The organism is Sanguibacteroides sp. AM78-02pH3A (assembly GCF_027666085.1).
Taxonomy (GTDB): Bacteria; Bacteroidota; Bacteroidia; order Bacteroidales; family Marinifilaceae; genus Gabonibacter; species Gabonibacter massiliensis.
This window is the reverse complement of record NZ_JAQEHX010000002.1, coordinates 488,887-507,360: the sequence shown is the minus strand read 5'-3', so window position 1 is coordinate 507,360 and position 18,474 is coordinate 488,887. Positions and strand designations below refer to the sequence as shown.

The 18,474-nt window shown below is 42.1% G+C and carries 12 protein-coding genes and 2 riboswitches; of the genes, 6 read left to right on the top strand and 6 right to left on the bottom strand.

The window, feature by feature from the left end; genetic code table 11:
* Positions 1–33 precede the first annotated feature (33 nt).
* Complete coding sequence (locus PGR74_RS04910; RefSeq protein ID WP_110688521.1) at positions 34–1,437, top strand: WG repeat-containing protein; 1,404 nt, start codon at positions 34–36, stop codon at positions 1,435–1,437.
* 70 nt (positions 1,438–1,507) lie between these two features.
* Positions 1,508–1,774 carry a hypothetical protein gene (locus PGR74_RS04905; protein WP_041503552.1) on the top strand — a complete coding sequence of 89 codons (267 nt, stop codon included), beginning with the start codon at positions 1,508–1,510 and terminating at the stop codon, positions 1,772–1,774.
* On the opposite strand, the gene cobC is transcribed toward PGR74_RS04905, so the two are convergent.
* Both cobC and PGR74_RS04895 read right to left on the bottom strand, forming a co-directional pair.
* Positions 1,771–2,301, bottom strand: a complete 531-nt coding sequence (gene cobC, locus PGR74_RS04900) for an alpha-ribazole phosphatase (protein ID WP_041504633.1) — start codon at positions 2,299–2,301, stop codon at positions 1,771–1,773. The two genes, PGR74_RS04905 and cobC, sit on opposite strands and share 4 nt — an antisense overlap.
* Before the next feature lie 7 nt (positions 2,302–2,308).
* A complete protein-coding gene (locus PGR74_RS04895; RefSeq protein WP_270516799.1) occupies positions 2,309–3,469 on the bottom strand; it encodes a hypothetical protein in 1,161 nt (386 codons plus the stop codon).
* A 159-nt stretch (positions 3,470–3,628) separates the two neighbouring features.
* On the opposite strand from PGR74_RS04895, the gene PGR74_RS04890 reads away from it, so the two are divergent.
* The gene (locus tag PGR74_RS04890; protein ID WP_041504631.1) at positions 3,629–3,823 is read left to right on the top strand and encodes a hypothetical protein; all 195 of its coding nucleotides are present in this window, start codon (positions 3,629–3,631) and stop codon (positions 3,821–3,823) included.
* A 246-nt stretch (positions 3,824–4,069) separates the two neighbouring features.
* Positions 4,070–7,342 carry a golvesin C-terminal-like domain-containing protein gene (locus PGR74_RS04885; RefSeq protein WP_270516797.1) on the top strand — a complete coding sequence of 1,091 codons (3,273 nt, stop codon included), beginning with the start codon at positions 4,070–4,072 and terminating at the stop codon, positions 7,340–7,342.
* On the opposite strand, the gene PGR74_RS04880 is transcribed toward PGR74_RS04885, so the two are convergent.
* The 3 genes from PGR74_RS04880 to PGR74_RS04870 form a co-directional block, all read right to left on the bottom strand.
* Positions 7,328–8,089, bottom strand: coding sequence for an adenosylcobinamide-GDP ribazoletransferase (locus PGR74_RS04880; protein ID WP_041503548.1), 762 nt, complete (start codon positions 8,087–8,089; stop codon positions 7,328–7,330). The two genes, PGR74_RS04885 and PGR74_RS04880, sit on opposite strands and share 15 nt — an antisense overlap.
* 109 nt (positions 8,090–8,198) lie before the next feature.
* Positions 8,199–9,236 carry a nicotinate-nucleotide--dimethylbenzimidazole phosphoribosyltransferase gene (gene cobT, locus PGR74_RS04875; RefSeq protein WP_041505172.1) on the bottom strand — a complete coding sequence of 346 codons (1,038 nt, stop codon included), beginning with the start codon at positions 9,234–9,236 and terminating at the stop codon, positions 8,199–8,201.
* Between the two features lie 24 nt (positions 9,237–9,260).
* A complete protein-coding gene (locus tag PGR74_RS04870; RefSeq protein ID WP_181416493.1) occupies positions 9,261–9,776 on the bottom strand; it encodes a bifunctional adenosylcobinamide kinase/adenosylcobinamide-phosphate guanylyltransferase in 516 nt (171 codons plus the stop codon).
* Positions 9,777–10,360: 584 nt separating this feature from the next.
* Between PGR74_RS04870 and PGR74_RS04865 the strand changes: the two genes are divergently transcribed.
* Positions 10,361–13,606, top strand: coding sequence for a hypothetical protein (locus PGR74_RS04865; protein WP_270516796.1), 3,246 nt, complete (start codon positions 10,361–10,363; stop codon positions 13,604–13,606).
* A gap of 239 nt (positions 13,607–13,845) precedes the next feature.
* On the opposite strand, the gene PGR74_RS04860 is transcribed toward PGR74_RS04865, so the two are convergent.
* Positions 13,846–16,224, bottom strand: a complete 2,379-nt coding sequence (locus tag PGR74_RS04860; RefSeq protein WP_070807486.1) for a TonB-dependent receptor — start codon at positions 16,222–16,224, stop codon at positions 13,846–13,848.
* Positions 16,225–16,330: 106 nt separating this feature from the next.
* Positions 16,331–16,527, bottom strand: a riboswitch (cobalamin riboswitch).
* 83 nt (positions 16,528–16,610) lie between these two features.
* A riboswitch (cobalamin riboswitch) is annotated at positions 16,611–16,832 on the top strand.
* Between the two features lie 168 nt (positions 16,833–17,000).
* Here PGR74_RS04860 and PGR74_RS04855 point away from each other — a divergent pair.
* Positions 17,001–18,473 (top strand): PepSY domain-containing protein, encoded by a 1,473-nt coding sequence (locus tag PGR74_RS04855; protein ID WP_041503543.1) that lies wholly within the window; start codon positions 17,001–17,003, stop codon positions 18,471–18,473.
* Position 18,474 lies beyond the last annotated feature (1 nt).

Sequence of the window (18,474 nt, the reverse complement as noted above, 5' to 3'; positions counted from 1 at the left end):
ATCCTTCAAAATATAGACTATATAGTACACATAATGAAATATACCCTTCTATTATGCCTGATCGGCTTGTTGCTGGCCTGCAAGGAAAAAAAACAGATCAATTTTATCGGTTACGCCCACCAGATAGCCAATGGAAAGTGGGGGTTTATTAACGAAACGGGAGAAGAAATCGTAGCTTATAAATTCGATGGGGCAAAAGATTTTAAGGAGGGTATCGCAGTCGTCAGGATGGGCAATGGTTACGGATTCATCAATACAAAAGGCAAGATCGTGATCCCATTCAAATACGAACAGGCAGAAAGCTTTCAATACGGATTGGCCATTGTTACCCAAAACGCCAAAAAGGGAATCATCAATCTAAAAGGAGAAAAGGTTGTAGATTGCCTTTATGACGAACTTCATATCTTTCCGGAAGAAGGGGTCGCCAAAGCCAGAAAAGAAAATAAATACGGCTATATAAACCTTTCCGGAAAAGAAATGATTCCTTTCCGTTACGATGAGATATTTGCTTTCGATTCCACAGGCATAGCTCTCGTTAAACAAAACGGGAAATTAGGATATGTTTCCCGGGACGGAAAAGAGATTCTCCCTTGCCTATACAATGATATTCAAAAATTCGGGGCTTATCTTTATTCCATTACAAACGATAGCCTATCCGGTTTTATCAACCTCCAAAAACAGATGGTAACGCCTTGCCAATACCAATCGGCGACCTTTTGCGATGCCGACGGAGAATTATACAACGGGGAGATCATTCGGGTAGAAGCAGAAGGGAAATTCGGATTAATCGACGCTTACGGTAATACAATATGCGAAACCACGTACGACCGAATTGATGATTTTGGAGAGAGAGGTCTCGCTCTTGTTGTCAAGGATAACTTGTACGGTTATATCGACAAAAAAGGAAAAGAGGTCTTTCTTCCCCGGTATGAAGAACTGGAATATTTCACACCAAACGTGTATAAAATAAAAAAAGAGAGAAAATTCGGATTAATCGACAGTTTGCAGAACGAAATCACATCCTGTATCTACGACGCCATCGGAAAAATGAGCAACCGTCTATTTCGGATTTATAAAGACGATGCTTTGGGCTTATTGGACGAAAACGGAGACATCGCCCTTCCTTCCGTCTATAAAGATATATACTGGTTTGATAAAGAGCGGCAATTCATTCTCGTGCTAAACCAAGACAATCAAGTAGGTCTGTTAAACGATAAAGGAGCTCCCCTTACCCGTTGTATCTATACCCATATAGAGCCGTTTAATTCCATGGGTTATGCTTTAGTCCGAGCCAAAGGGAAAGAGGGCTATGTCAACAAAAAAGGGAAAGAGGTCGTACCTTGTATCTACTCTTACGTCTACCCCATCTCGGAAGATCAGACCGTACAAGTAAGAAACGATAAAGGAGTAACTATCCGGCTCAGCATCAACAACTGAATTTCATATCGAAATTCATATCTCTTATTAAAAAATAATTCGTACATTTAACGACGTAAAAGAATTTTTTATGAAAAAAGAGGACGAATCTCCCAACAACGCAATACTCCATTGTCAAAAAAAATTACAACGGATACGGGCTTTCATTTATATCCTCATATTAATTGCAATCGTACGAATAGCAATGATGGATTTCAATGGAGTCAGTACTCGAATGTGTATCGATGTAGCCGTCATGTTATTCATTATCGGCCTGACTTTAGTTTGCGAAAAGAACGTACGCCGAAAACTCAAACAAGCCATACGCCATGCCGAAGAAGAGGAAGAAAGATGCTAAACGACCTCCACGATCGTACGACTGCCATACGTGATATCATTTGAAAATGCTTGATTGAAATTATAAACACCCGCATAAATCAATACAGCTTGAATCGTTCCCCCGTGAGCAAAAATACAAACCTCCCGAAAAGGTTTCTTTCTCAACTCATCCAAAAAGGCAGTAACCCTATTGTATTGATCCAAAAAACTTTCACCTCCTACGGGCTGGACATTTAACCAATTGTCATACCACTCCTGTAACTTGGGATCCTTAATTTCCTCCCATCGTTTTCCTTCCCAGTGTCCGAAATTCAACTCTTTTAAACGATCATCCAGTACAGGATCTGGAAAACCGCAATAAGCAGCCAATTTCGTACATCGTTGCAAAGGACTCGAGTACACCGCATCGAATCGCGTTCCCACTAAACCTGCCTTCACCTTCTCCGCCTCTTCCGGAAATGTTTCCGCTACATCTACATCGCTATTCCCGTAGCAAGTCCCGGCAGGAACTTCTACCCGGGTATGCCGGATCAATGTCAACTTCATCGGCTTATCATGATTTAAATTTAACTTTCGTAATAAAAGGGTAATGCAGAGCATGAAGCTGTATCAATCCGATACGCTCCAATACACAACGTTTCAAAGGATCCTTTATTTTTTGAATATCTTCCGTCTTCTTCAGTTCCTTGCAATCATCCCATAGAATGGTATAAAAATAATCCTTATCCGAATGATAAAATCGTACCGGAGCCCCTTCTTCTCCTACCCAATAAATTCCCTTTTGCTTACGGTTGGGATACAAAAAATAATAGGCTTCGGCACGAGGGCCCGCAACGGAAAAATAAAATTCTTTTGAAGTCGCCTTAAAATAGATCGGCATTTTAAAATAATCCGCCTGCAAATAATATTGAATCTGCGATTTACCTTCCTTCAGCGGAGAAAAGGCATATCCGGAAGGGATTGTCCGTTTTCCAAAATCAATTTTAAACTCTTTTTCCAATTTTCCCTCTTTTACTCTATAATAAAAATGCTCTCCTCCCTGTGTACGGATATAATAAGACCGATCATAAGAGGGAGAAATGAGGAAGAAAGGAATCGTATAGTCTGAACGAGACAGATAGCTTCCAGTCTTTTTCCCCTTTTTATCAAATGACACTAACTGATCGAATGGCTTTGAAAAACTATCCTCATTCAATATACAAAAATAGAGAAAAAAACCACCGTCCGTCGACGGAGCAATCTCATAAGCATCTCCCGCCTCAGCATATTCCGGATGAATACTTTCCAACCAATGACCATCGGTCAGATCGTACAATTGTACATCTCCCTTCCAATCCAATGCCAACAACACATTTTTATCAAAATCCAATGCCACATCCCGGATAGTTCCGCAATTACCCTCCTTCGGCATACACTCCCTTCCAATAGTAAACAAATATTTACCGGAAGCATCGAAAAAAGCGATATTACGATTATCCCACAAAATAATATTCTCCCCCGGCACAAGCAAAATTTTACGGCTCCAAACTGTAATTCCCTCCACTTTATCCAACGGTATCACCTCCACCCGCTCTATCCACTTATTCAAATCGGTTACTCTTTCACATTGCTCTAAAGGTCTCAATACCCGCACATGCTCCTCTTTCCGGGCTGAAACAAAACCATCTTCTCCTCCCCAGATCAGGAAGCTTAAAATTATAAGAATAGTTTTCATATCACCGTTTTTTTATAAAGCAAATATAGGAAAAGAATTTATTGATAGCATTATGTAGAATTAAAATAAATCGTCTAAAATTTTGTTTATTATCTATTTTTTTGTAAATTACAATCGATACTTCGTCCCTCCATATATTAATCATTAAATCGTACGAATATGAAAAGTTTAATTTTAAGATTATTTTTCTTCTCCTTTCTGCTTATAGAAGGAGAAGAGGTATTTGCGGCTAAATATTATGTCGGTGGAGACGTAAGAGAATTTTGGACCATGGAATTACTACCAGGTGTCACCGTCCGCACTCTTGGTACTGCAATCGTTACAAAACAGATAAAAACGGAAGATACGTGTTAGTTCTCAATGCCTCTGGAACCTACACATTGGAATTTTCTCTTGCAGGATTTGGTACTGCAACAAAAACCGTTACCTTATTTAATCCCAATGAGGCTACCATAGTAGACGATATGATTCTTGTCCCCAAATCAAGTACAACAGAAAATTTATTTTCTAATAATCTTTTTCCTCATTACATTAATACATACGAATTATTAGCTTATTTAAAAAGGAAAAACTTCTATTTTTGTTAAGTCAATCTGAGATATGAACCTATATAACGTCAACACGATTCTGACCCACGAAGCTAAAATACAGGGACGAGGTATTTTGTTTAAAATCCTCGCGGGTTTGGTTATAGGCGGTATCACTTATATCGTTATGATCTACCATGGAAATTTTCCCTCCGCATCCTGGCAAAGAATCGCCATTTCCTCCTATATCCCCTGGGTCAGCACCACGCTTCTCAACCTTCTTCAGAACCTATTTGTCATCTTTACGATCAGCGGGTTCTACAAGAGATCGACAGCCGAAAACCTCGAGGTTCATCCCGCCGGGAATAGCGAGTGGTTACTCGGAAAAACGTTAGGCGTTATAAAGGTCCTATTTATTCTCGATTTAGCGTCCATCGGTATCACCTCTACCGTGCATGTACTACTCACGGACTCTCCCTTCAACATAGGAATCTATCTCTTCTATTTCATTACTCTGACCGTTCCAGCGACCCTCTTTTACTCCGGACTTACCCTCTTTCTATCCTTTCTTACACGACATAAAGGGATTACCATATTAGTTACGGGTCTACTCTACCTTTGCACCTCCGGCTTTTTTCACGATTACTGGAACGGGACAACCGATATCCTGGCCATCTCCATACCGAACATCTTTTCGAACATCACCGGACATGTTAATCCCGAACATTACCTCCTGCACCGGGGAGCTTTTTTCGGGATCGGGATTGGACTAATTTGCCTGGCGATAGCCTGTTTTAACAGAATCCCCAACCGGGTAAAAGCTCCCGGAGAATTCCGAATAACCGGAATCGTCGTGACAGTTATCGGATTGATGTTGCTCTCCTCGTACCGGATTCATTTCGTGAAAGAGAGCCAAAAAAGACAGAATCACGTGGAGATATTCGCGCGCCACGGGAATATTCCCAGCTTACAAATTCCAGAACACCAAATCCATTTTTCCAGGGAAGGCTCTATCGTGAACGCGACCAGCGAACTCTACCTGAAAAACCCGAACCCGGGAAAAGTCGATACCCTCGTGCTTTTTCTAAACCCCGGCCTGAAAATAAACTCATTGAAAGAGAACGAAAAAGAACTGCCATTCAAACAAGAAGGACAGGTCACCCTCATCTTTCATCCCCTGGAGACAGGACAAGAGATAAAACTAAAACTCCGTTACTCGGGGGAAATCGACGAGAGCGTCGCTTACCTCGATATCCCCGACAAGTTGTTTTACCAACCCAAAGATAACCCTTCTCTTCCTTTTATACTCGGCAAAAGAAGTGCTATGGTCGAAGAAAACTATATCTACCTTACCCCCGAGGTCATGTGGTACCCGTCGGCCGTACCTCCCGTTAACCCGATGGCCCCTTTTTGCTCCGGGAAAGACTTTACCCGCTTTAAATTGACCGTCGAAAATCCCGGAGAACTAATTTTCCTCTCACAGGGAAAAGAAGAGAAAAATAAAAAACAGGTCTCTTTCCATAACGAGGATCCTCTTACGGGTATTTCCCTTTGTGCCGGCAAGTTCAAAAGGAAATACATTAGCATGGGGAAATTTTACGCGTACCTCTATTACCTGAAAGAACAACCCTTCTTTTATAACGACCTAAAACAGGCCGACAACAAAGTAATAATCGAAGCGTATAAAGATTTAATAAATTACAGAGAAATAAAAGGAAATCCACCTTGTAGATTAATGTTAATCGAGATTCCCCTGTCCATTCACTCCTTTTTCAGGACCCGGAAAGAGAGCAGCGATTTCGCCCAACCGGAGATTCTTTTTTACCCGGAAAGAGGAGCAACCTTCGATCTCGATTTTAAGCAAATGAAAAAAATATACCGGAGCAATTTTTACACGAATGACGAGAAGGAGCTACAAAGTCATATGCTCTCCCGTTCTCTCGAGCTCCTTGTACAAGGAGAATCTTCTCGTTATAACGAGAAAACAGGAGTCACCAACTGGGAAAAAAACAAGTACAACATTCTTCCCGTTCTTGTAAAAGACACATGCTATACCCGATCAGACGAATTTCCAGTCATAAATTTAATCATACAAGATATTTTAAAAGAGGAACCTGTTTTCGGTGCATCTATACACGAATATACTCCTACAGCCAACATCATTTTCGCCTTGCGTTACATGGAAAAACACAGCCTGAAAGAAGCCTTGTATGACAAAAAATTACCCGAAGAAGTGCTCGCCAAGATCATTGACCTGAAAAAAAAGGATTTCCTTCATTACCTTGCCTCTCGTGCAAGAAGAGACCAAGTCATCGACCTGCTTCGAGAAACGTGTACCGTACCTTATCAAGTAACCTTTCTCGAAAAGTTTCTCGAAAAATTTAAAGAAAAGTTTAACACGGATATCCTTCCTTTTACTCGAAAATGGTACGCGGGGAAGGGCTTACCTGCAATTTTAGTACAAGAAGCTCAAATAAATAAAATAGAAGGAGACAGCCTCGGCAGATATGCCGCTCACGTCAAACTGTATAACCCGACCGGCATCGATGCAATCGTGTCTATTGACTTCGAAAATGTAAAAAGACAAAATACAATTCCTTCTTCTTCATCAATAAAATACCTCGTACTTCCACCCCACTCGTGCAAACAGATAAAAATGGTCAACGATAACAAGTATGATATCAAACTATATACCGGAATATCTTATAATATTCCAATTCAAAGATCTATCGGAAAGATCATTACTTTCATGGCAGACACAACAACCGGAATCTTCGATTGCAACCCCACGATAACAACACCCGATCCGGATGAACTGATCGTGGACAACGAGGATCAGGGATTTTCTCTTATCGAACCGGGAAAGATTCTGAACGAACTCTTTGAAAAAGAATTTAACAGGTATTACGAGTGGCCCCATAATGCCCTTAGATGGACCAAAAACTATAATTACACTTATCACGGGGAAATTACAAAAAGTATTCATTACAAGACGGGTGGAAAAGGAAGCTACAAGGCCCGATGGGAAGTAACCGTCACCGAACCGGGAGAGTACGAGATCTTCGCCCACATTCCTTTAATATACACGGTACAACCACCTGTCTTAAATAATTACTGTAACGGAGCAATTCTTCATTACACGATAGAGCAAGAAAAAAAACAAGAAGTTAAATTAGACCTTATGAACAAACGAGAACGTCGTCTTGGATTTTGGGTTCCATTGGGCACTTTTACCCTCGTAACGGGAAAAACCAGTGTCACCCTCGATGATAGGGGAAGTTCCAACCAATACATCGTCGCCGACGCCATAAAATGGGTAAAGAAAAAGCCGTCAACAAACAAATAGAAGAGCCACAATTGTTATATAAAATACTTGCTCGATCAATAATACCGAAGCCCCGCAACAATCTCCGGTATATCCCCCGATCTTGAGTTTCAGAAAAAAACGCAACCCGCATGCCATCATTAAAGCAGGGAAGACTGCACACCATAAATACGAGTCCAAAAAAAGAAAGGGTATTAAAACAAGAAAACCGACTCCCGCAAAAAGAAAGAGCTTAACTTTATTGTATAATAAATGTACTTTACTCTCTTCTACCTTCCGAACATAGGAAAGCGTATTGATCATTCCGGCCGCACAAAATTTAGAAAAACAATCCGCACTCAAAATAATGGCAAATAACACGGAGGTCTCCACTCCCGATCCCCCGATGGCAAACAACAAACTATAATAGAGCAGAAAATAGAGAAGCAATCCGATGGTTCCGTAACATCCGATATGCGAATCCTTCATAATAGCTAAAATTTTCTCTTTGGTCGTTCCCCCGCCGAACCCATCAAAAAAGTCCGCCAAACCATCTTCATGTAAAGCTCCGGTTAGTAGAACACGGGCAATGATTGCCAATACGCAGGCAATCCCCACCGGTAACACGAACGAAGCTAACCAAAAAGTTCCGGCCGTAACAAAACCGGTTAAAAAACCGATCACAGGCCAATACCGTATGGCCTCCTCGAAATAACGTTTATCCACACTTACCCAATGCCACAACGGCAATCGGGTAAACATCATCATCGCCGCCAATAAACCTTTCATAGTATTGTAAATTGCAGATTATAAATTAACAGGATGGGAGTCAGAAAGATTAAGCGATTCAGAGATTAAATCCAATCGCTTAATCCTTATAATCATTGAATCTTTCAATCTAAAAATATTTTGTTACCTCGGCCTGTTTAAATGAAGCCATTTCATTAATCATACGCACAGCCGATTCCAATAGCGGATAGGCACAAATAGCTCCGGTCCCTTCGCCCAAACGTAATCCTAAATTCAACAACGGCTTAGCTTCCAAATAATCCAATAACAATTTATGTCCCGTTTCATCTCCCTGGTGTCCGTATACACAATAATCCGTTACTGCCGGACAACATTTTCTTGCTGCCAGCACGCAATTAGTCATGATAAATCCATCCACGATAATAACCATTCCCAACTCCGCGGCACGTAACATTCCCCCGACAGCAGCGACCATCTCGAATCCCCCGAAATAACGTAAAATATCTTCTGTCGATCCGTCCCCGGTATAATTTTCCATAGAAGCCTTCAACACCTCGTATTTATGTTTAATACCGTCACTTGCCAAACCGCTTCCGGCTCCCACGCATTGTTTTAAATCGATCCCGGTGAAATAGGACATCCAAACGGAAGAAGGCGACGTATTAGCTATTCCCATCTCTCCAAAACTCACCACGTTGGTTCCTTCCGCGTAAACCATATCCACAATCTCTGCGCCGATTTCAATAGCCCGCTCAAACTCCTCCTCACTCATTGCCGCCTCGTAACGAAAGTTAGAAGTTCCTTTCCTGATCTTTCGATCGATCAAACCCTCCAATACGCCAAAATCCCCGTTTACGCCACAATCTACCAATTTAAGACCGAAATGATGCTGACGAGCGAACATATTTACGCCTGCACCGCCTTTGATGAAATTATAAATCATCTGTCGGGTTACTTCCGGTGCTGAAAAGCTAACGCCCTCTTTCACAATCCCATGATCTGCAGCGTAAATAATATTCTGCGGCTTATTCAATTTCGGAGATAATGTTTGTTGGATAGTTCCCAATTGGATAGCCAACTCTTCCAACCGCCCCAAAGAGCCTTTAGGTTTTGTCAAATTATTGATTTTATCCTCTAAAACCGGCACAATAGCCTTATTCGTCTCTTTTACTACAAACGCTCTCATTTTTATTGTATATTTATTTTATCCTTAGCTCTTAATTTTCATCTCTATCCCGGAGACCATCAACACGACCTCATCCGCACGGGAAGCCACGTACCGATTCACCCATCCCTGTAAATCGGTAAAACGACGTTGTACCGGATCCACGGCTATCCCCCCCATACCGATCTCGTTCGTTACAAAAATAAAAATTCCCTCTTGTGCCGTAAATCGGTCGAATTCATCTTTTATTTCCCTCAACGATTTTTCAATATCGGAATCATTATCGAAAAAGAAATTCGTACTCCACAAAGTAATACAATCTATAACCACTACGCGCCCCTTCAGATCGCATTTCGATATATATTTCTCTTCCTCTATGTTGGTCCATTGGGCCCCCCGGTCTCGTTGATGCCTTCTTACCCGCTCCCGGAACTCCTCATCCCATACCCGGGAAGTAGCTAAATAAACCGGACAATCCGATAACTCCAACGCCAAACGCTGAGCATAATCACTTTTGCCGGATCGCTGTCCTCCGGTTATCAAAACTATTTTTCTTTTCATCATAACGGCAAATTTCTCTGTTTTTTAACGAAATACAAAGAAATCGCAGAAAAAAAACGAAGTTGTAAAATAAGAAAACAAGCAATTCCGTTTACAATTGATTCCTCACGGAAAAAACAACCGTATCAGCATCATTCATTTCAATAGAACCACAGCCAATTGTGAGCCACAAGTATCAATCGAATCTTCCAGCAATACAATCGCCGATTTCTCACGCCAATCGACCGAAAGAGTTGTTTTTTTATGCTTTGATAATCTCTATTTTTAGATTCTATTTATACGGCATATTTTCCCTATCCGTAATACGGTAAAAAGCCTTTCGGTCCTTGTTATTTATAATAAAGCAAAAAAAATAAACCACTATCCTATACCGATCTCACTTCCGGCGAATCTTCCATTTTAAAGAATAAACCATTATATATTAATAATATATCCTGAGATAGATATCCAGAATCCACGTCCTCCTAATTCTTATTCCCGGAAATATTTCAATTTCAACAGTACTATGTATTGCATGCTACTATTTTTTATTTATATATTTGTATCGTACTAAAAATAAATTACAAAAAATAAAACCTGCAATTATGGAAACGCCCAATCTAAAAACAGCCATAACTTACGAGAGCAAGTTAGTAAAAAGAAACTGGTTATTTTACCTCTTTGTCTTCGGGGCATTGGGATTTATATTAGGTAGTCCTCTCTTGGATAACCTTATAAATACGTACGTTCCATGGCGTAAATTTATATTCGAGTCTTCTTTTCCTCTATACGGATATTACTTTTTGAACCTCTTCCAACCGATATTCGTCACATTTATCGTCTGCGACATCCATAGGAAACGGAAAAAAGCCGAAACCCGGGAAGTGCTTTCAACACGGCCCATCGGTAACGGTCAATCCTTTCTCGGGGAATTTTTGGGTATTCTTATTCCGTTCCTCACGATAGATGTCATCTTTATGATCATCTCCATGATTATCCACATATTTGTACCGAATTCCCCCGTCAATATAGGAATATATCTTTTCTATCTTTTCACGCACGTGCTGCCCACGCTTGTTTTTATTACCGGGTTATCCGTATTGGTAAACAGGTTAGCCAAACACCCTTTCGTCAGCTGGCTTATCCTGATCGCTTTTCTCTACTTAGCGTACACCTACCTGACGACGCCTCTTCACGGGATATTCGATTTTCGTGGAAATTCACTTCCGAACTTTTTTTCCACCTTAGTCGGGTTCATGCACATGGAGAATTACCTGCTCCAGCGAGGTGCTATCCTGTTATTGGGTATAAGCCTGCTCTACCTCGCCGTTTTAGCCACGAAGAGATATCCCAATGTCGCCGGCCGGAAACGCTATTTAACGGTTCCCGCTTTCTTGTGCTTCGTACTTGCCGTAGGGCTCGGCGTTATATACGTTACCAACTTTCAAAGCCGTTTGAAAAACAGGATCGGGCATCGCGAAACTTTCGTGAAATACAATGAATACCCCACGGCACGCGTGAGCGAGCACGATATCACCTATCGACCCGGGGGAGATAAATTCTCGGCAACAAGCCGGATGAAGATCCAAAACCGGAAAAAAACAACAATGGAACAGCTTCTGCTCTTCTTAAACCCGGGATTAAAGATCGACAAGATCGAATCCGGGGGACAAAACCTTCCCTTTCACAGGGACCGGCAGGTGATCGTCATCGAGCGTTCCCTGGCTCCCGGGGAAAATATCGAGATAGAGATGGAGTACGGGGGAACGATCGACGAGGATATTTACCAGATTAACATTCCGGATAATAAATTCTTTTCTACCGTCAGGTATCGTTTTGATTACGAAAATTACGGCAGACACACGGCTTTCGTATCGGATAAATACACTTTACTTATACCGCAAGTGATGTGGTATCCGACCGCGGTTCCTCCGGTCGAGTTACAGGCATCCAAGGAGACCGATTTCACGGATTACACCCTCCGCGTCAAAAACCCGGGCGAGATGACCGTCTTATCTCAAGGCAAACCGACGAGAGAGGGCGATAACGTCACGTTCAACAATTTACAAAACCTGACCGGGTTAACCCTCTGTATCGGGAATTACGAGAAAAGGGCGATCACCGTAGATTCCCTTACCGTCGAGTTTTACACCTACCCGGGAAACGATTTCTACCTGAAGTGTTTCGATGAATGGGAGGACCTGAAAAAAGACAATCCTGACCGGGAGAAAAATTTAAAAAAGGTATTTTATCAATGCAGAAATAAAATCGAACACGGCAAACCTACCCCTTACCCCTTTCACTATTTCAAGCTGGTCGAGGTTCCTTCGTCCTTTCTCAACAGAAGTCCGTTCAGCGATGGCATTCAACCGGAGATCGCACTTTTTCAGGAACGATGGTGCGAATGGGAGAATACACATCCCGGTACTTTTACTCCTCGCGAGGATTGGAGCATACAGAATTATATACTGGACTACCAGCTTCCCTTTTACCTGGACCAAATGCGCATAAATCGTATTTTCTCGGATTATACCAGCAGCATCACCTCCGACAGATATCAGGGGATAGACGCCATATTCAAACAAATAATCAACCCGAAAGTATCTAAGAAAGATATGAATCCCAAAACGATAAACCGTATTGCGGAAAAAGGATTGAAAGGGATCATGGCCGAAGAATACAGCGAGGAACAACGCCTCGTCATTTCTACAAAAGTTTCGCATTTATTAAGTTATCTCTCGACAATCACTACCTGGGACTCCCTAAACCGCTTCACGCGGGAATTTAACGAGCGTACCCGCTTCCGGGAAATTGACTTCGACTCGTTCTTCGAGGAATTCGAGCAACGTTTCGGGCAGGACATCAAGGCTTACATGGACGAGTGGTACACGAGTCGCCGGATTCCCCTGTTAACGATAAAAGATCTGTCCCGGAAAACGACAGAAAAGACACAAGTCATCGACTTTATGGTAAACAATTCCAGCGAAACGGACGGTATCGTCTCGATCATTAAGCTTGGTCAGTATGGTATCGGGGGACAGCCAATCGAAAACTGCCGGAATTACATCATCAAACCCGGAGAATACAAACGAATTGTCGTTCATGAAGACATCGAAGAAGAACTCCTGCTGACCACCAATTTCTCGGGTAATTTACCGAAAAACATTTCATTCAATAACAATGAATCCCCCTTATCAGGCCCCGTACCGAAAGAAGGAGTCACATTGATCGAGAGGAATCGATTCTCCCCCCCGGGAGAGATCATCGTCGACAACGAGGACGAGAGCTTCCAGCTGATCGATTCGGCAAACAATCGAAAACGATTAGCCGATCTGGTCAAAAAAGAAGACGCCCAAGAGTACACTTATTTAGAAAACTCGAAAGCCAACGCTTGGATTGTTACTTTATCGCAGGAATTCTACGGCAAACATATTCGTAGTGCTTTCACCAAAAAATCAAGCACGGGAAATTTCAAAGCAGTCTGGACAGCAAACCTCCCGGAAGCAGGGAAATACGAGATACTTATCCACCGACCCCGTATTGTTGACGCTTGTGACGGAAAACTATGTACAGCCGACCACCCGGGGATGAAAAACTACTATACCGTCTACACCCCCAAGGGAAAAGAGGAAATCATCATAGAAAACCGAGAAGAAACTTCAGACTGGCTACCGGTTACTTCCACCCTGTCGCCGGAAGAAGTCTGGGTATCCTTAGGCACGTTCACTTTACCGGCTGGAGAATCCCGTGTCGTGTTGGACGACCGGGGGGCTTCCGTTACGAATAAAATATTCGGTGAATATCTTCAACTGATAATTGCCGATGCTGTCAAATGGGTACCAGTAAGATAATCAGAAACACTCATACCATACTACGAAACCTAAATCCGAGAACATTCACAACTTGTACAAACAAATAATGTTCCGTGCATCGAAATAGCCATTCCCTCACGACCGTATGGCCGTATACAGGGAATGGCTATCATCTAAATTACAATTGACGAATGTCAATTAGAAGATTCGAAAATACATACCTAAAAAGCTGAATAATTTTTTCGTCAAACAGCTCACTTAAAACCCCAAAATCCTATTTAAAACTTATAAGACACAGAAAGTTGATAGTTTCTCGGAGTACCCTGTACCGGACTGGATGATTCGAAATACTCCTTATTAAATATATTATTTACATTACATGCTAACGTAATATGACTCTTTATCGTATAAAATACGCCTCCATCCATCAACCAAAGAGAGGGATAATACAATCGGGAAGCTACATCCCGGAAAATTTTGTCCCGGAAGTTTCCACTCAAATGAAAGGACAAAGCCTTAAATATCCCCGTCGGAACAGTATAATCGGCAAACACATAGAAAGTAGTCCGAGGTACTCCTGTGGTTCGCATGTTTTTCCCCGTCTGCTTATATTCGGGGAAAGCACTACTTTCCCGAATGGAGCGTATCCGATAATCCGACAAACATAAAGCCCCCCTCAAAGAAAGAGTAGGTAAAATCCGGGCCGTAACATCCATATCCAGTGTCTTCATATCGGCTCTACCTACCTGCGCATTAACCGTCATCTTAGTCACTTCCACGGTTCCATCCCCTTGCTCTTCTTCCACCTCACGGGTTCCCACGTTCGTAACCATATTGGTACGACGGATGTAAGAGAAATTTACGCTTGCATCCAACCACTCGTTAAAAGTATAACGAACTCCCGTCTCAAAAGAGTAATCCCGTTCGGGTTTGAAAATTTGATCCCCTTCCTTATCCGGATTAATCGAATTTCCGTTTTTATCCAAATAGATATTATTTACACGATATGTCGTCGTATTCGGAGTAAAGGCTGACCCGTGGGCAATATGAATCGATAATTCTGGACGGGGAAAATAAACAGCTCCCACATGCCAGGTAAAAGCTGAGGCATGAAAATTCGCCCATTTTCCCATATCTTTTTTATCGTAATCGAACGATTTCCCGTCGATCGTCGGAAAATTGGCCATCATTCTTCTCTTGTAAAAATCCATACGCCCGGAAGCCATGAATTTCCATTTATCATTCCATTCAAATACATCACGGAAATAGATACCGTTTGTATACCATTTTCTCAAGTAAATGGAAGATACATTCTGTATCCAGTACCCTTGTACAAGTTCCGGATTTTTCACGGACAACATCACATCGGTTCCCGGACCGTAGGTATCTCCGTTATCCCAACCGCAATATTGTCGCATATCAAATAACGACCAATTCCAACCGATAGCATAATGGTGTTTTGTAGAAGCTATTTCCGCATCGCCGGTTAACTCTAATGTGTTGTTATAAGTATCGTGACGCGGGAAAAAACCGCTCGCCCCGAAACGGCGCAAAGAATCTATATCCACATAAGTCGCTTCCCGAACCCCGTTCTTCTCCGTATAATATTTGTAATCCGCTCCTTCAAAGGGAGTTTTCGCACTTTTGTAAGAAAGACTTCCTACTCCGGAAGTCCGGTGATAGCTGTGATCAAAAGCAAAAACCTCCTTCAATTTCAAACCGTTCGTAAAGGTATAAACATAATCAAGTTTTATATTATACCCTTTCCGGCTATGCGAATCATTGGCAAAATCATTATAAACCTGCCCGAAATCGGCTGTTGGATGACGATCTCCCTTACGCATAACCACTTTATCGGTAGCCATATCCACCATATCCCCCGGCATATAAGGAGCAGCCCCCAATTCGACCGTATAATGGTCGTCTTCAAAACCAAAGGCGACATCAACTCTGCTCTTGCCTAAAGTAGCTCCCAATGTCGCTATTCCGGATAAACGCTGAGGAGACATACGACGCCAACCTCCAAAAGTAGCGTAATGCAAGTTAGCCATGTACTCTACCGGTCCGACCAATTTACCGCCGAATCCCAAACTTACCTTCTTTACATCCCACCTTTCATAACTGAAACGGGCATTCGCCAAAAATTCGGGAGAGGCTTTCTTACGCACAATATTGATAACACCTCCCATGGCTCCGTAACCGGCAAGGATGGCTGCAGGTCCGCGAAGCACTTCGATAGACTCCGCCGAAGCAAGATCCCCCAAAGGAAACGTGTTAATACTCTGCCGGTCATCCCGAATACCGTCCACCATTAAAACGGCCGGCATATTGGAGCCTCCGACGTAAAAACGTCTCCACAAACCGCCCTGGTTGCCCAGTCGGACGCCAGGCAGAAAACGAACGGCATCCACCCATTCGGTAATTCCTTTCCGTTCAAGCACTTTTGCAGACAATAGAGATACATTTAACGGAACGAATCTGAGAGGTACATTCAGTCCCATTAATTCCATTCTTTTCTTTTTTCCCAAGACCGTCGCTTCTTCAATATTAAAAATCGAATCCGTGATACTCTTTTTTTTCCTTTTGTCTTTATCTTCGGCCAAAAGAGAGCCGACACACACCAGTAACAATAATGTTAGTACAACAACTTTTTTCATAAAAACTATATATTAATAATGAATAAAGCATTATTAACATAGTTTAAGGGTACATGAGTAAAAAGTATAAATTTATCTTTCTCCTCTCGCTTTTGTTCCCGAAAGCTATGGTTTACGTGCTTTGGCAGGTCTTCTGACTTGTTCCGAATTTTGCCGCCTTCCCGGTTTCAACCAGTGACATTGAAGTACAAAATTCTTTTACAGGAACTTACAGCTGCGGGTACAGTTCCGGATTCACACCGGATTCCCTATTCTGTTTCACCTCAAGAAAAGAGGTATCGCACCAAAACGGCACAAAAGTAATACAAATTTCTTTATTAGAAACACTATTACCATTTTTTATTTCATGATATTTTTCCAGAAATAACATCATTTCAAAAAAAATTGTACATTTGCAGCGTTTTGGTGTTGTGTTATCATTCTAACTAACACACAAGAGGGAAACCGGTCAGAATCCGGTACAGTACCCGCTACTGTGATGCCCGCTTCTTCTGAAAAGAAGATATATGACGGATAAATTCTTACACCACTGTTCCAGCGAATACGAGGGAATGGGAAGGTATCTATCCGGGGCGAGTCAGGAGACCTACCGAAACCAATAGTTAACGCATATGCTCGGGGTTAAGGATAGCGTTACTGAAATGTTTTTCATCAAAAATGAAAGATTTTAACTATCAAGCCGTTATTGAATCGTTATCGAGCGATTCGATAAGAGTTCCGATGAATTCCTGGCGTGAAGTAAGCAACATATTTATAAAACTATAAACTAAAAAGATATGATTAAATTTTTTATTCACGTACACCGGATTCTCGGACTTTTACTCTGTATACTGTGTTTTTTATGGTGCATTTCCGGTATAGTATTGATATACCACTCCTTTCCCCGGGTAGGACCGGACAAAAGACTTCCTCGCCAGGAAGCCCTGGATACCTCTCGTCTACCCGCAATCAACGAGATACGGCAACGTTTACCCCAAAATGTACTCTCGAACAACTTTAATTTAAACAATCCCTTCGGCGAACCGGTTTTCCATTACGGCAGATGGCGTGAAGTAACCGATCTCTACGCCGACAGTACCTATATCCTCCCTTCTCCCATCTATTCCCTTTGCGAGGAGAGAGCCAAATACTGGTGTCCGGATCGTAACATCACCGAGGTCGATACACTCCGCAAATTAGAGGTATGGATTCCTTTCGGACAATTGAAAAAAGACCTGCCTATCTACAAATTCTATTTTGACGGACCGGAACATTACCAACTTTATATCTCTTCCCGTACCGGAAATATCCTACAGTTCTCTTCCCGGGAACAACGCTTTTGGGCCTGGATAGGAGCTATTCCCCATTGGTTATACATCACCTCTATTCGACAGGATATACAAAAATGGGATACTCTTTTGTATTGGAGTTGCTTACTCAGCCTTATCATGTGCATCAGTGGAATCTTTCTCGGAATCCGAGCCTACTGGCTGGCCCGCCGGAAAGGCTTTCTTCATTCTCCCTATACAAAGCCGTGGTTCCGCTGGCATCACATCACCGGTTTCTTTTTCGGTATCTTTATCTGTACTTGGCTATTCAGTGCATGGGCGCCCATATCACCCACCTTTTCCAATTTATTCAACAATAACAAAAAGGCAGGTAACGCGTTCAGAAGCCGTCCTTCCATCCCGGCTGCTCCTCCCATCGAAAAATATAATCTGGATTACCGGAAGGCTATTGCCGAAGTATCGAAAACACATGGTCCTGTAAAAGAGATTACCTGGAGTAATTACAACGATATACCACTTTACAAATTACGGACAGTGGAAAAAGAAATTATTCTGGATGCATCCGCCGACTCGATACGCCCTTTTCAAATCACCGAAGAGACGATCTACGCTGCCGTAAAGAAACTGACGGCCGATACGGTTCACTACACCATCGTCAAAATGGAAGAATACGATAACTATTACATCTCCCGTCGCAGAACTTTACCTCTACCTGTCTATAAAGTAACGTTGGATAATGAATCCGGAGATTGCTATTATTATAATTTGAAATCTTTTCAACCGCAACATTATGATAACAACGGACGTTGGAAACGCTGGGCCTTCCGGGGATTACACCGGTTGGATTTCAAATTTCTAATCGATCGTCCCGTATTATGGACAATCGTCATGTGGGGACTTTTGCTCGGATGTACCTTTGTCTCCGTGAGCGGGATTGTTTTATCCGTAAAATACATCATCAGATTGGTAAAAAGACGATAGT